Source organism: Streptomyces sp. NPDC034049 (assembly GCF_055575575.1).
In genome coordinates this window covers 270,083-283,161 of the sequence record NZ_JBVISJ010000008.1, presented here as the reverse complement: position 1 = coordinate 283,161, position 13,079 = coordinate 270,083, and the positions used below count along the sequence as shown (strand labels likewise).

The 13,079-nt window shown below is 70.6% G+C and carries 14 protein-coding genes, 1 tRNA gene and 1 riboswitch; of the genes, 9 read left to right on the top strand and 6 right to left on the bottom strand.

Translation table 11 applies throughout. The features are described 5' to 3' along the window. Positions 1 to 12: 12 nt before the first annotated feature. Entirely contained in the window at positions 13 to 1,290 is a 1,278-nt protein-coding gene (locus ACZ52C_RS24385; protein WP_469076732.1) for a PTS transporter subunit EIIC, read from the bottom strand. Between the two features lie 326 nt (positions 1,291 to 1,616). On the opposite strand from ACZ52C_RS24385, the gene ACZ52C_RS24380 reads away from it, so the two are divergent. From ACZ52C_RS24380 to rdgB, 4 genes are all read left to right on the top strand, one after another. Further along, positions 1,617 to 1,850, top strand: coding sequence for a PTS sugar transporter subunit IIB (locus tag ACZ52C_RS24380; protein ID WP_045560653.1), 234 nt, complete (start codon positions 1,617 to 1,619; stop codon positions 1,848 to 1,850). A 51-nt stretch (positions 1,851 to 1,901) separates the two neighbouring features. Further along, positions 1,902 to 2,639 carry a ribonuclease PH gene (gene rph, locus ACZ52C_RS24375; RefSeq protein ID WP_086798492.1) on the top strand — a complete coding sequence of 246 codons (738 nt, stop codon included), beginning with the start codon at positions 1,902 to 1,904 and terminating at the stop codon, positions 2,637 to 2,639. Between the two features lie 181 nt (positions 2,640 to 2,820). After that, positions 2,821 to 3,219 carry a hypothetical protein gene (locus tag ACZ52C_RS24370; protein ID WP_469076731.1) on the top strand — a complete coding sequence of 133 codons (399 nt, stop codon included), beginning with the start codon at positions 2,821 to 2,823 and terminating at the stop codon, positions 3,217 to 3,219. Between the two features lie 50 nt (positions 3,220 to 3,269). Next, positions 3,270 to 3,872, top strand: a complete 603-nt coding sequence (rdgB, locus tag ACZ52C_RS24365; protein WP_469076730.1) for an RdgB/HAM1 family non-canonical purine NTP pyrophosphatase — start codon at positions 3,270 to 3,272, stop codon at positions 3,870 to 3,872. A 46-nt stretch (positions 3,873 to 3,918) separates the two neighbouring features. Here the strand turns inward: rdgB and ACZ52C_RS24360 are convergent. The 4 genes from ACZ52C_RS24360 to bcp all read right to left on the bottom strand — a co-directional run bounded on the left by ACZ52C_RS24360 (position 3,919) and on the right by bcp (position 5,952). Further along, positions 3,919 to 4,002: transfer RNA gene (locus tag ACZ52C_RS24360), tRNA-Leu, on the bottom strand. Between the two features lie 13 nt (positions 4,003 to 4,015). Next, positions 4,016 to 4,705, bottom strand: a complete 690-nt coding sequence (locus ACZ52C_RS24355; protein ID WP_469076729.1) for an HNH endonuclease — start codon at positions 4,703 to 4,705, stop codon at positions 4,016 to 4,018. Next, entirely contained in the window at positions 4,702 to 5,256 is a 555-nt protein-coding gene (locus tag ACZ52C_RS24350) for an HNH endonuclease (RefSeq protein WP_469076728.1), read from the bottom strand. The genes ACZ52C_RS24355 and ACZ52C_RS24350 overlap by 4 nt, the downstream gene beginning before the upstream one ends. Before the next feature lie 228 nt (positions 5,257 to 5,484). Next, positions 5,485 to 5,952 (bottom strand): thioredoxin-dependent thiol peroxidase, encoded by a 468-nt coding sequence (gene bcp / locus ACZ52C_RS24345; RefSeq protein ID WP_060884539.1) that lies wholly within the window; start codon positions 5,950 to 5,952, stop codon positions 5,485 to 5,487. Between the two features lie 105 nt (positions 5,953 to 6,057). Here bcp and ACZ52C_RS24340 point away from each other — a divergent pair, with 105 nt between their 5' ends. The 3 genes from ACZ52C_RS24340 (at position 6,058) to ACZ52C_RS24330 (ending at position 7,234) form a co-directional block, all read left to right on the top strand. Further along, positions 6,058 to 6,387, top strand: coding sequence for a DUF3618 domain-containing protein (locus tag ACZ52C_RS24340; RefSeq protein ID WP_469076727.1), 330 nt, complete (start codon positions 6,058 to 6,060; stop codon positions 6,385 to 6,387). Positions 6,388 to 6,409: 22 nt separating this feature from the next. Next, entirely contained in the window at positions 6,410 to 6,751 is a 342-nt protein-coding gene (locus ACZ52C_RS24335; protein ID WP_033525031.1) for a GroES family chaperonin, read from the top strand. Between the two features lie 56 nt (positions 6,752 to 6,807). Continuing rightward, positions 6,808 to 6,882, top strand: a riboswitch (guanidine-III (ykkC-III) riboswitch). 31 nt (positions 6,883 to 6,913) lie between these two features. Then, positions 6,914 to 7,234 (top strand): DMT family transporter, encoded by a 321-nt coding sequence (locus ACZ52C_RS24330; RefSeq protein ID WP_469076726.1) that lies wholly within the window; start codon positions 6,914 to 6,916, stop codon positions 7,232 to 7,234. A gap of 10 nt (positions 7,235 to 7,244) precedes the next feature. On the opposite strand, the gene ACZ52C_RS24325 is transcribed toward ACZ52C_RS24330, so the two are convergent. Then, on the bottom strand, positions 7,245 to 9,500 hold the full coding sequence (locus tag ACZ52C_RS24325; RefSeq protein ID WP_469076834.1) for a transglycosylase domain-containing protein: 2,256 nt from the start codon (positions 9,498 to 9,500) through the stop codon (positions 7,245 to 7,247). A 1,864-nt stretch (positions 9,501 to 11,364) separates the two neighbouring features. Between ACZ52C_RS24325 and ACZ52C_RS24320 the strand changes: the two genes are divergently transcribed. Then, positions 11,365 to 12,165: an ABC transporter permease gene (locus ACZ52C_RS24320; protein ID WP_469076725.1), complete on the top strand. Its 801-nt coding sequence runs from the start codon at positions 11,365 to 11,367 to the stop codon at positions 12,163 to 12,165. Next, entirely contained in the window at positions 12,158 to 13,078 is a 921-nt protein-coding gene (locus ACZ52C_RS24315; protein WP_469076724.1) for an ABC transporter permease, read from the top strand. Before ACZ52C_RS24320 ends, ACZ52C_RS24315 begins: the two co-directional genes overlap by 8 nt. Position 13,079 lies beyond the last annotated feature (1 nt).

Below are 13,079 nucleotides of genomic sequence, written 5' to 3'. Positions count from 1 at the left end.
GAGCCGCGGCGGCTACTTGGCCTCCGCCTTCTGCAGCTCCGCCAGCTCTTCGTCCGACTCCCGGCCCGGGGTCGGCAGGTTGAAGCGGACGATCGCGAACCGGAAGATCACGTAGTAGAGGGCGCCGAAGCACACGCCCACCAGGAGCAGGGCCCAGGGCTTCGTGGCGATGCCCAGGTTGAGGCCGAAGTCGATCACGCCCGCCGAGAAGCCGAAGCCGTCCTTCATGCCGAGCGCCCAGGTCAGAGCCAGGGAGATGCCGGTGAGCACGGCGTGGATGGCGTACAGGACGGGGGCGATGAACATGAACGTGAACTCGATCGGCTCGGTGACACCGGTCACGAACGAGGTCAGCGCCATCGAGAACATCATGCCGCCGACCACCGCGCGGCGCTCGGGGCGGGCCGTGTGGTAGATCGCGAGACAGACGGCCGGCAGGCCGAACATCATGATCGGGAAGAAGCCGGTCATGAACTGTCCGGCGGTCGGGTCGCCGGCCAGGAAGCGCGCGATGTCACCGCTCTTGCCCTCGTACGAACCGGCCTGGAACCACGGGAAGGAGTTCAGCAGGTGGTGCATGCCGACCGGGATCAGCGCGCGGTTGGCCACACCGAAGATGCCCGCGCCGACCGCGCCGGAGCCGACCAGCCACTCGCCGAAGTGGTGCAGACCCGCGCCGAGGACCGGCCAGATGTAACCGAAGACGATGCCGATGAGCAGGCCCGCGAAGGCGGCCAGGATGGGCACCAGGCGGCGGCCGCCGAAGAAGCCGGCCCAGTCGGGCAGCTTGGTGCGGTAGAAGCGCTGGTAGAGCAGGGCGACGACCAGGCCCATCACCACACCGCCGAGGACACCGGCGTTGACGGACGCGTCCACCATCACGACCTTGCCGTCGACGACCGTGCCCACCTGGGGGAGGTTCGCGTCGGTGAAGGTGCCGAGGACCTTCTGGAAGACGAGATAGCCGACGACCGCGGCGAGGGCGGTCGAGCCGTCCGACTTCTTCGCGAAGCCGATCGCGATGCCGACCGCGAACAGCAGCGGCATGTTGTCGAGGATGGCACCGCCGCCGGCGGCCATGAAGCCCGCGAACTTGGTGATGAACCAGGGGAGCGACTTGCTGCCCAGCATGTCGTCGGTGCCGAGCCGGACGAGCAGGGCGGCGGCCGGCAGAACGGCGACCGGCAGCATCAGGCTGCGGCCGATACGCTGCAGCACAGCCATGGTGCGGGAGCCCCAGCCGGGGCCCTTGTTGTCTGCGGCCGCGGGAGCGGCGCTGGCCGTGGTCACAACTTCCTCCATGAGAGCAGGGCGCCACCCAGGGACGGGAGTGTGGGGGAGGGCAGCACGGGAGAGGTCTACACCATTCAGTGGTGTAGACCTGTTGTAGCACGGCCGGGGGCAGCCAAGGAACCCGCGATTCCCGTTTTATGCCTTCGTGATGTCACCCCCGCTCCGCCTCCCGTTCGCGCCGCCCGACGGGCCCCGCGCTTGGCGGGCGCCCCCCGCGTGGTGTAGACCAGTCGCCAACGATTCGCAACGACTCGCAACGGTCCACACGGTCCACACGGGTCACGCGATCCACCGGATCCACACGGTCATCAGGGAGAAGCGCCATGGCCACCAAGGCTGAGAAGATCGTCGCCGGGCTCGGCGGCCTCGACAACATCGACGAGGTCGAGGGCTGCATCACCCGCCTGCGTACCGAGGTCCACGACGCCTCCCTCGTCGACGAGGCCGCCCTCAAGGCCGCCGGCGCCCACGGCGTCGTCAAGATGGGCACCGCGATCCAGGTCGTCATCGGCACCGACGCCGACCCCATCGCCGCCGAGATCGAGGACATGATGTAGCGCCCCGGTGCGGTGAGGGGGTGTCCCACGACACCCCCTAAGCTCAGCGGCATGTCTCGAATCGACGGCCGCACGCCCGAACAGCTCCGCCCGGTCACCATCGAACGCGGGTGGAGCAAGCACGCCGAGGGCTCCGTCCTCATCTCCTTCGGCGACACGAAGGTCTTCTGCACCGCCTCCGTCACCGAAGGCGTCCCCCGCTGGCGCAAGGGCAGCGGCGAGGGCTGGGTGACCGCCGAGTACTCCATGCTCCCCCGCGCCACCAACACCCGCGGCGACCGGGAGTCCGTGCGCGGCAAGATCGGCGGCCGCACCCACGAGATCTCCCGCCTCATCGGCCGCTCCCTGCGCGCCGTCATCGACTACAAGGCGCTCGGCGAGAACACGATCGTCCTCGACTGCGACGTCCTCCAGGCCGACGGCGGCACCCGTACGGCAGCCATCACCGGCGCGTACGTCGCGCTGGCCGACGCCGTCGCCTGGGCCCAGGGCAGGAAGCTGATCAAGGCCAACCGGCAGCCCCTCACCGGCACCGTCTCGGCCGTCTCCGTCGGCATCGTCGGCGGTGTCCCGCTCCTCGACCTCCGCTACGAGGAGGACGTGAAGGCCGACACCGACATGAACGTCGTCTGCACCGGCGACGGCCGCTTCGTCGAGGTCCAGGGCACCGCCGAGGCCGAGCCGTTCGCCCGCGAGGAGCTCAACTCCCTGCTGGACCTGGCCGTTTCCGGCTGCGACGAACTGGCCGCCCTTCAGCGCAAGGCACTTGATACGGTCCTCGAAAGGTAAAGAAGGGTAAAGGGCGCACCAAGGGCGAGGCCGCCGGTGGCAACCGCGGCGACCCCGTCCGCGTCCTTGCAGACACGGGCGCACGGCACACCACCGTGCGCCCGGCCACACCGCAGTAGCCGTTCGTGCATCACACAGGGGGCCGTCAGGCCTGCAACCAGTCCATCAGGAGGACCGTTCCATGGCCGCGAGCCGACGACGTCGTATGACCACCATCGCCGGAGCCGTAGCCGCCGTCGCGCTGACGGCCGGGCTCACCACCGGCTGCGACGCCGTGAACAAGGCCCTGGACTGCGTCCAGACCGCCGACGCCATCGCCCAGAGCGTGGACGACCTCCAGCAGGCCGTCCAGACCGCGGCGGACGACCCCACGCAGCTGGAGGAGTCCCTCGCCTCCATCGACAAGAACCTCGACGACATCGGCGACAAGACCGACAACGCCGACGTCAACAAGGCCGTCGACTCGCTCCAGAAGGCCGTCACCGACACCCAGACCGCCGTGGAGAACGGCGACACGACCCCCGACATCAGCGGCATCACGGACGCGGCGGGCGAACTGACGAAGGTCTGCACGTCGTAACCCGGCGGTACTCGGCGGAGCCGGGCGGCGGGGATCGCGATACTGGGGGCATGACCCGCCTGATCCTCGCCACCCGCAACGCCGGCAAGCTCACCGAGCTGAAGGCCATCCTCGCCGACGCCGGTCTGACCCACGACCTCGTCGGCGCGGACGCCTACCCGGACATCCCCGACGTCAAGGAAACCGGCGTCACCTTCGCCGAGAACGCGCTGCTGAAGGCCCACGCCCTCGCCCGCGCCACCGGCTTCCCCGCCATCGCCGACGACTCCGGCCTCTGCGTCGACGTCCTGAACGGCGCCCCCGGCATCTTCTCCGCCCGCTGGGCAGGCCGCCACGGCGACGACAAGGCCAACCTGGAGTTGCTCCTGGCCCAGCTCGGCGACATCGCCGACGAACACCGCGGCGCCCACTTCAACTGCGCGGCGGCCCTGGCCCTGCCGGACGGCACGGAACGGGTGGTCGAGGGGCAGCTGAGGGGCCTCCTACGGCATGCGCCGGTGGGCACGAACGGCTTCGGCTACGACCCGATCCTCCAGCCGGAGGGCGACACCCGCACCTGCGCCCAGCTGACGGCGGAGGAGAAGAACGCGATCAGCCACCGGGGCAAGGCGTTCCGGGGCTTGGTGCCGGTGCTGCGGGAGCTGTTGGGCTGATGACGAAGGCCCGCCTTGGTGGAGGCGGGCCTTCGAATCAATGGTGTGCGGCCGGAGGGACTCGAACCCTCAAGGGATTTCTCCCACAACATCCTAAGTGTTGCGCGTAGGCCAATTCCGCCACGGCCGCGTACGCCGCCATGCTACCGGTATGGCGGCGTACGCTGGGCGGAGCGTCGTCGTCCACCTCGGCACCAGGTGCTGGTGATCGCATGGCAGTTGGGGCACAGCAGCCGCAGATTCTGCCGCCGATCGTCCCGCCAGTCCCCGTTGACGTGGTCGACCTCCAAGGTCATGGGCCGGCCGAGCCATTCGGGGCCGATACCGCACTCCGCGCACTTCTCGGGTTCGCCCACTTCCGCGAGCGCCCTTCGTAGCAGGTGCGTTCTCGTCCGACGTGCGCCATCGTGCCGGATCAGGATGTCCTCGGCGCTCCTGAGTGGTGTGGTGCCCGGCCCGCCACGCTGGTGCGCCTGGCCCAAGAAGTGGGAGGTGTCCAGGCCGGCCTCGGTCATCCAGCAGCGGAGCTGGGCGCGCAACCTGGTGTTGTAGGGCTCCATCCCCAGAGCGCGGAGAGCGCCTGCCAGGCTGGTCGCTTCCTCGACGGCTCGGCGCAGGTCGGCGGCGGGGGGCCTGCCGGGGGTCGTTCTCGCTCGCCCCTGCCGCGGCATGTGGGACACATCGATCCCGAACCGGTCGAAGCGGCGAAAGAGATGGCGGCGCAGTTGGCCATAGGGCGGTGTGCCGAAGAAGGCGATGACCTCCTCGATGTCGGAGCACTGCGCCGCTGCTTCCTCCAGCCGCTCCCGGGTGTACCGCACACCGCTGCTCACGAAGCACGACCTTTGCCGCGGCCCCGGTAACTGTCCGTCGTCGAGTGGCAGTTGGGGCACAGCAATCGCAGGTTCTCGATGCGGTTGTCGCGCCAGTCGCCGTTGATGTGGTCGACCTCCAGGGGGAGCGGCTGCCCTCGCCACATCGCGTCCGTACCGCACATGGCGCATCGCTCCGGTACGCCGGTGGTCGTCATCGCCCACTTGAGCCGATCGCTCGGGATGCGTCGAGCCTGGCCGGTCTGCTGCTCGACGAGCAGGCCTTCTGTCGTTCGGGGACGCCATGCCTTGCCCCGCTGGGTCGGCACCTGGAAGTGCGAGATGTCGATGCCGTACGCCTTGATCCGGCGGCTGATGTGCGTATGCTGCCCGCCGACGACCTCAAGCCCGAGATGTCGAAGGACCTCGCACATGTTGGTCGAGGCCGTGACGGCCTCCTGGAGGATCTCCCGCGTCCACTTCGCACCCTCCCGCTCGAAGTGCGAGACATCCACCCCCAGTTTCTTCATCCGATCGAAGACGTACCGTCGCGTCGAGCTCTTCGGATCCACCCCCAGCCTCCCCAGCGCCTCCGACAGCGTCCGTGCCCCCCCCCGAGCCGCCTCCTCCAGTCGCTCCTGGTGTAGCCGCTCGACCCCATCGAACCCCTCCGTTCCGGTCATCTGTTCGCGACCTCGTACGGAGTAACGAGCCGATGGTCGGACAGTTGCGTCCGGAATGCGGAACGGCCCGTACCGGTGACGTGGTACGGGCCGTTCTCGGTCGGCGGGGCGTGGGACTCAGATGCCCAGGTCCTTGATGATCTTGGCTACGTGACCCGTGGCGCGGACGTTGTAGAGGGCGTGTTCCACCTTGCCCTCCTCGTCGACGATGATCGTGGAGCGGATGACGCCCATGTAGGTCTTGCCGTAGTTCTTCTTCTCGCCGAAGGCCGCGTAGGCGTCCAGCACCGTCTTGTCGGGGTCGCCGAGAAGGGTGACCTTCAGGGACTCCTTCTCGCGGAACTTGGCGAGCTTCTCGGGCTTGTCGGGGGAGATGCCGATGACGTCGTACCCGGCGTTCGCGAGGAGCTCCAGGTTGTCGGTGAAGTCGCAGGCCTGCTTGGTGCAGCCAGGGGTCAGGGCGGCCGGGTAGAAGTAGACGATGACCTTGCGGCCCTTGTGGTCGGACAGGGACACCTCGTTGCCGTCGGCGTCCGGGAGGGTGAAGGCGGGGGCCACGTCGCCGGGCTGGAGTCGCTCGCTCATCGGTCCAGCGTAATGGCGGGCCCTGGCGGTGCCGCGCCGGGTGGAGCTGACAGACTGTCCGTAACCAAGGGATTTCAGGGACAACCGACTACGGGAGGCCGCGCGGTGGCGGAGAGCTCGGACATCAGGACCCCGGCCGAGATCGAGGCGGACATCAAGCGCCGCCGCGACACCCTCGCCGAGACGCTCGACGAGATCGGCGTCCGGGTCCATCCCAGGACCATCGTGGGCGACGCGAAGGCCAAGGTCGTCTCCAACATCGACCACACCCTCGGCGCGGCGTACGTCTCGGTCAACCGTGTGGTCAGCGACGTCCGCGGGCAGTTCGTCGACGAGGACGGCGTGCCCCGGGTCGAGCGCATCGTGCCCGTCGCTCTCGCGGTCGTCGCCGTCGTCGGGCTCCTCGCGCTCGGTACTCGGCGTCGTAGGGTCTGACGGGGACAGGTAGGTTCGGGGCGTGAGCGAGAAGACCCAGCACGACAAGTTGCCCATCCGGATGCTGCACGACCGTGTGCTCGTGCGGCAGGACACGGCCGAGGGCGAGCGGCGTTCCGGCGGCGGCATCCTGATCCCCGCGACGGCGGCCGTCGGCCGGCGTCTCGCCTGGGCCGAGGTCGTCGCGGTCGGCCAGAACGTCCGCACCGTCGAGCCCGGCGACCGGGTCCTCTACGACCCGGAGGACCGCGCGGAGGTCGAGGTCCGGGGCGTGGCGTACGTCCTGATGCGGGAGCGCGACCTGCACGCCGTGGCCGCGGACCGGTTCGAGGGGTCGGAGGATTCCACGGGCCTGTATCTGTAGGCATTGCTTTCATAGGCGTGAGGGGCTGGTGACCATGGTCACCAGCCCCTCACGGCGTCTGCTTGCTATGTTTGAAGGAACCCGACGAGACGCGCCGTACCGGGTCCGCCAGGAGAGAAAGACGACGCACTCACCCGTTGATCTCTCACGGAGGTGCTCGTCGTGGCCTGGGTTCTGCTCGTCGTCGCCGGTCTGCTCGAAGTCGGCTGGTCGATCGGGATGAAGTACACCGACGGATTCACCCGCCCGCTGCCCAGTGTGCTGACCGGTGTCGGGATCGTCGCCAGCATGCTGCTGCTCTCCTACGCCGCCCGCACCCTGCCCATCGGCACGGCGTACGGCGTGTGGGTGGGCATCGGGGCGGCCGGGGCGGCGGTGTTCGGCATGGTGTGGCTGGGGGAGCCGGCCACCGCCGCCCGGATCTTCTTCGTCTGTCTGCTGCTCGTGGCCGTGGTGGGTCTGAAGGCCACCTCCGGTCACTGAGCAGCCGCGGCTACCCGAACGGCCCCACCGAGGTGTCGCCCTCCGAGGTCCCTCCGCCCTGCGCCGCTCCTCCGTCGGCGGTGGCGCCGCCGTCCGAGGCCCCTCCGTCCGCCGTGGCTCCGCCGTTCGCGGCCCCGCCGTCGGCGGTGGCTCCTCCGTCGGCGGTGGCTCCGCCGTCCGTCGCCGTGCCGCCCGTGGCGGACGCGCCGCCGTCGGTCGTGGGTGTGCCGCCGTCGGTCGCTCCGTCGTCGGTGCCGCCGCTGTCCGTCGGGTCGGCGGTCTCCTCGCCGCCCGTGGGGTCGCCGGTGGTCTCCTCGTCGCCGGTGGCGTCCGGCTCATCGGCCGGGGTGCTGGGCGGGGTGATCACGACGTCCGCGCCGACCTGGAGGTCGAGGTCGAACTCCTTGACCTTCTTGCCCTTCAGCGCGGTCTTGGTGAACTGCGCCCAGATCTCGGTGGGCGCCCCACCGCCGTTGATACGGGGCAGGCCCATCGCGCCGTAGAGCGGCTTGTGGGCGCCCGTCTTGGGGTCCTGGCCCATCACGGAGACGACGGTGGCGAGGTCGGGGGTGTAGCCGGCGAACCAGGCGGCCTTGTCCTCCTCGGCGGTGCCGGTCTTGCCGGCGACCGGGTGGCCGGAGGCCTGCGCCGCGGTGGCGGTGCCGCTCTGCACGACGCTCTGCAGGATGGAGGTGGTGGTGTCGGCGGCCTTGCGGCTGACGGCCTGCGTGGACTCCGTGGTCGGGAGCTTGACGACCTCGCCGTCCTTGCTGATCTTCTCGATCATCGTGTACGTGCCGTGCTTGCCGTGGTTGGCGAGCGTGGCGTACGCCTCCGTCATGTCGAGAACGCTCGCGGTGGCGGTGCCCAGGGCGATGGACGGGTACGGGTTCATGTCCGGGGTGTTCTTGGGCAGTCCGAGGTCGATCGCGGTCTTCTCGACCTTCTCGGGGCCGACGTCCACGGCCATCTGCGCGTACACCGAGTTCACCGAGCTCTGGGTGGCCTGGCGGACGGAGATGTTGCCGTAGTTGACGTAGTCCTCGTTCTCGGGGTTGTACACCGGGCCGGGCCAGCCCACCACGGGGCGCTTGTTGGTGCCGTCGTAGACGGTGTTGGGGGTGATCGCCTGGCCGCTCTGGGTGTTGGAGGCGTTCTCCACGGCGGAGGTGAACACGAACGGCTTGAAGGTGGAGCCGACCTGGAAGTCGCGGCGGGTCGCGTTGTTGACGTACTGCTTGGTGTAGTCGATGCCGCCGTACATCGCGATGACCTTGCCGGTCTTCGGGTCGATGGAGACCCCGCCGGCGCGGACGTAGTTGTCGGCCTTGCGGTTCTTCTTGTCGAGCTTGTCCATCAGCTGGTCGTCGACGGCCTTGATGAAGGCGTCCTGCATCTTGGGCTGGATGGTGGTGGTGATGCGGTAGCCACCGCCGTTCTCCAGCGCCTCCTCGTCGATGATCTTGTGGTCGTACAGGTACGACTTGATGGCCTCGACGAGGTAGCCGCGCTGGCCGGAGAAGGCGGTCGAGGTGGTGGCCTGCTTCGGCATCGGGAACTTGGCGCCGGTCCGCTCGGACTGCTTGAGCCAGCCCTCCTTGACCATGCCGTCCAGGACGTAGTTCCAGCGGGCGACCGCGGCGCCCTTGTTCTCGGGGTGCGCGACGACGTCGTACATGCTCGGCGCGTTGACCAGGGCGGCGAGGTAGGCGCCCTGCTCGGCGGTGAGTTCGTCGGCGTCCACGCCGTAGTAGGCCTGGGCGGCGGCCTGGATGCCGTAGGCGTTGCGGCCGAAGAAGCTGGTGTTGAGGTAGCCCTCCAGGATCTCGTCCTTGGTGACCTCGCGGTCCAGCTTGATCGCGATGAAGAACTCCTTCACCTTGCGGGTGACGGTCTGGTCCTGGGCCAGGTAGTAGTTCTTCACGTACTGCTGGGTGATGGTGGAGCCGGACTGCTTGCCCTTGCCGGTCGCGGTGTTCCAGGCGGCCCGGACCATCGCCTTGAGGTCGATGGCCGGTTCGGAGTAGAAGTCGCGGTCCTCGGCGGCCAGTACGGCGTGCTGGGCGGCCTTGGAGACCTTCGACAGCGGGACGTTCTCGCGGTTGACCTCGCCGTCGCGGGCGATCTGGGTGCCGTCCGCGTACAGGTAGACGTTGGACTGCTTGGTCGCGGCGTCCTGCGGCTTGGGGATGTGGACCATGTTGTAGCCCAGCACGAAGGCGCCGGCGATCAGCATGAGGCCGACCACGACGGTGCCGAGCACCATGCGCCAGGTGGGGATCAGCCGCCGGAAGCCGGTGCGCTTGGGCCGCTTGGGCTTCTTGCCCTTGCCGCCGCCCGCGGGGGCGGGGGTGATGTCGGGCGCGGCGGCGGGTGCGGCGGCGGAGGCCGTCGCGGCGGCGGTCGTGGTGCCCGTCCTGGGGGCGGCCTTGTCGGCGGGGACGACGCCGAGCGCCTGCGTGGGCGTGTCGGCGACGGGCCGCGCGGACGCGGGGGCCGCCGGCTTCCGGGCGGCCGGGGTGATCCCCAGGGTGGTGGTGGGCGTGTCGTCGACACCGCCGCCCGCTGCCGCGCCGGGTGTACGGGGGGTGCGGGGGCCGGCGGCCTCGGCGCCGGAGGCCGAGGCTGGGCTGGAGCCCCGGGACCCGGCTTGCTTGCCACCGGCAGTGCCGGCAGCGCTGGAGGACCCTGCGGCGCCGGGAGCACCGGAGGATGTGGCGGCACCGGCGGCCGCGGCCGCACCGGCGGATCCGGTGATCCCGGCGGCCTTGGCGGCGCGGGCCGCGCGGGCGGCCCTCGCCGCCCTGGCGTCCGGTACGCCGGCCGCCTTGCCGTCGCGCCCGGCCTCAGGAGCGCCGGTGGAGTCACCGCCACGCCCGCTGCCGTCCTGGTCGCCGCTGACTGCGCCGGCCTGGCCGTCTCGGGAGGGCGACACGGACTCGCCCTGCGCCGCGCGTCCACCCGCGACACCGGACTTCGCACCGGATGCCGAGCCGGGCGGAGTGGAGCCGACCTGGCCCCCGGCCGACCCGCCGGGCCTGCCGCCGGGCACGGCACCGGGCCGATTGCCGGGCGCTGCCGCGGGCGGCACGTCCGGACGTGCTCCGGACCGCCTGTCGGAGGCTGCTCCGGGCCCGCCGTCCGACGACTCCCCGGCCCGAGCGCTGGGCGCCGCCGCCGAGCGGCCGCCGGACACCCCACCGGGCCGACCGCCCTGCGACGCGTCGGACGAGCGGGTGGGCTTTCCGCCGGAAGTCGCGTCAGGCCGTGCGCCGGAGGTCTCGCCGGGGCGTCCGCCGGAAGGCGTGCCGGGCCGTGGGCCGGAAGCTGTGCCGGACTGTCCGCCGGTTGTCGCGCCGGGCCGTCCATCGGGAGCCGCGTCAGGCCGTGAGCCGGAAGGCGTGGCCGGGCGTCCGCCGGATGTCTCGCCGGGGCGTCCGCCTGACGGGGTGCCGGGGCGTCCGCCGGAAGCCGAGCCGGGTCGTCCGCCGGAGGTCTCGCCGGGCCGTGCGCCCGAAGGCGTGCCGGGCCGTGCGCCGGAAGCTGTGCCGGACTGTTCGCCGGATGCCGGGCCGGGTCGTCCGCCGGAGGTCTCGCCGGGCCGTGCGCCGGAAGGCGTGCCCGGCCGTCCGCCGGAAGCCGTGCCGGGCCGGCCGCCCGAAGGTGTTTCGGACTGTCCGGCGGAAGGCGCGTCAGGTCGGCTGCCCGGAGTCGGGTCGGGCCTGGGGTCGCCGGTGGGCGTTTTCCTGGCGGCGTCGGCGCCGGACCCCGGAGGTGTGCCCGGAGTGCGTCGCTCCGGGTCTCTCGGTGCCCAGCCCGGGCCGTTCCGCTTCGGCTGCGGCTCGTCGCTCATCGTGCTGCCGTGCTCCTGTTTCCGCGTCGTACGTTCATTTCCGTACGGACTCGTACGCTTTGCGCCCACTCCGGGCCGGTTCTGCGCCCCTGAGTGAAGACTCTCGTACCGTGCGATCCGTTCCCGGATCACGGCACGTGCCCCGTCCGCCCCGTGGTCCGCCCCGAAAACGTGTGGCAGGCCACTCCGGCCGCGGACTAGGCTTCTTCGCTTCGGCCCGAATCGGTCCAGGCCTCGGCCTTTCGCCTAACTCTTCGCAGCGGATGGGGGTTTCCTCGTGGGCACAGGGCGGTTGTACGCCGCCGTCGCCGCCGGTGGTTTCAGGCGGTACGCGACATATCGGGTGGCCACCGCCGCGGGGGTGTTCACCAACACCGTCTTCGGCTTCATCCTCGCATACACCTACATGGCCCTCTGGCACGAGAAGCCCCACCTCGGCGGCTACGACCAAGGGCAGGCCCTCACCTATGTCTGGGTCGGCCAGGCCATGTTCGCGGTCATGGTGCTGGGAAGCGTCGGCTTCGAGGAGGAGTTGATCGAGCGGATCCGAACGGGCGACATCGCGGTCGACCTGTACCGGCCCGTCGACCTCCAGCTGTGGTGGCTCGCCGCCGACATGGGCCGCGCCCTGTTCCAGCTGCTGGGACGCGGTGTCGTGCCCATGGTGTGCGGCGCCCTCTTCTTCGACCTGACGCTGCCCTCCGGCCCGCTGCCCTGGCTCGCCTGTCTCGTCGCGGTCGCCCTCGGCGCCCTCGTCAGCTTCGCGATCCGTTACATCGTGGCGCTGTGGGCCTTCTGGCTCCTCGACGGCGCCGGAGCGATGCAGATCACCTGGCTCACCGGAGTCTTCTTCTCCGGGATGCTCCTCCCGCTGAACGTCTTCCCCGGCGCACTCGGCGACCTCGCCCGCGTCCTGCCCTGGTCCGCGCTGCTCCAGGCCCCGGCGGACGTCCTGCTCGGCGAGGCCGACCCGCTGGGGACGTACGCCTTCCAGCTCGCCTGGGCCGCGGCCCTGCTCGCGGTCGGACGGCTGATCCAGTCGGCGGCCACCCGGAAGGTGGTGGTCCAGGGTGGCTGACCTCGACGAGCGGCCCTCGGCCGGGAGCGCCGGGCGCACCGCCGACGGGAGGGCGGGAGACGGGGCGGCCGGGGAGCACCCCTTCGGCGAGTACGGCCTGACCAGCCGCGCCCGGGACGGGCTGCGCGCCTACCGCATGATCGCCGCCATGTGGATCCGCTCCACGATGGCCTACCGCGCCTCCTTCGCCATGACGACCTTCGGGAACTTCGCGGCGACCTCCTTCGACTTCGTCGCGATCCTGCTGATGTTCTCCCAGGTCGACGAGTTGGGCGGGTTCGCCCTGCCCGAGATCGCCCTGCTCTACGGCACCTCCGCCGTCGCCTTCGGTCTCGCCGACCTGATGATCGGCTCGATGGACCGGCTCGGGCGCCGGGTCCGCGACGGCACGCTGGACACCCTCCTCGTACGCCCCGTGCCGGTGCTCGCCCAGGTCGCCGCCGACAAGTTCGCGCTGCGCCGCCTCGGCCGGGTCACCCAGGGGCTGTTCGTCCTCGGCTACGCCCTGGCCACGCTCGACATCGCCTGGACCCCGGTCAAGGTGCTGATGATCCCGCTGATGGTGGGCAGCGGGGGGCTGATCTTCGCCGCGGTGTTCATCGGGGGCGCGGCCTTCCAGTTCGTCGCGCAGGACGCCTCCGAGGTGCAGAACGCCTTCACGTACGGCGGCGCGACCCTGCTGCAGTACCCGCCGGCCCTCTTCGCCAAGGACCTGCTGCGCGGGGTGACCTTCGTCCTGCCGCTCGCCTTCGTCAACTGGGTGCCCGGACTGTACGTCCTGGGCCGCCCCTACCCCCTCGACCTGCCGGACTGGCTGGCCTTCGCGCCCCCGCTGGTCGGGGTGGCCTGCTGCGCCCTGGCGGGGGTGGCCTGGCGGGCGGGCCTGCGTTCGTATCGGAGTACAGGGAGCTGAG

Coding starts and splice junctions, on each gene's coding strand:
- ACZ52C_RS24380 (WP_045560653.1), top strand. CDS start 1,617: ATGGCCACCAAGGCTGAGAAGATCGTCGCCGGGCTCGGCGGCCTCGAC.
- rph (WP_086798492.1), top strand. CDS start 1,902: ATGTCTCGAATCGACGGCCGCACGCCCGAACAGCTCCGCCCGGTCACC.
- ACZ52C_RS24370 (WP_469076731.1), top strand. CDS start 2,821: ATGGCCGCGAGCCGACGACGTCGTATGACCACCATCGCCGGAGCCGTA.
- rdgB (WP_469076730.1), top strand. CDS start 3,270: ATGACCCGCCTGATCCTCGCCACCCGCAACGCCGGCAAGCTCACCGAG.
- bcp (WP_060884539.1), bottom strand. CDS start 5,952: ATGAGCGAGCGACTCCAGCCCGGCGACGTGGCCCCCGCCTTCACCCTC.
- ACZ52C_RS24325 (WP_469076834.1), bottom strand. CDS start 9,500: ATGGTGCTCGGCACCGTCGTGGTCGGCCTCATGCTGATCGCCGGCGCC.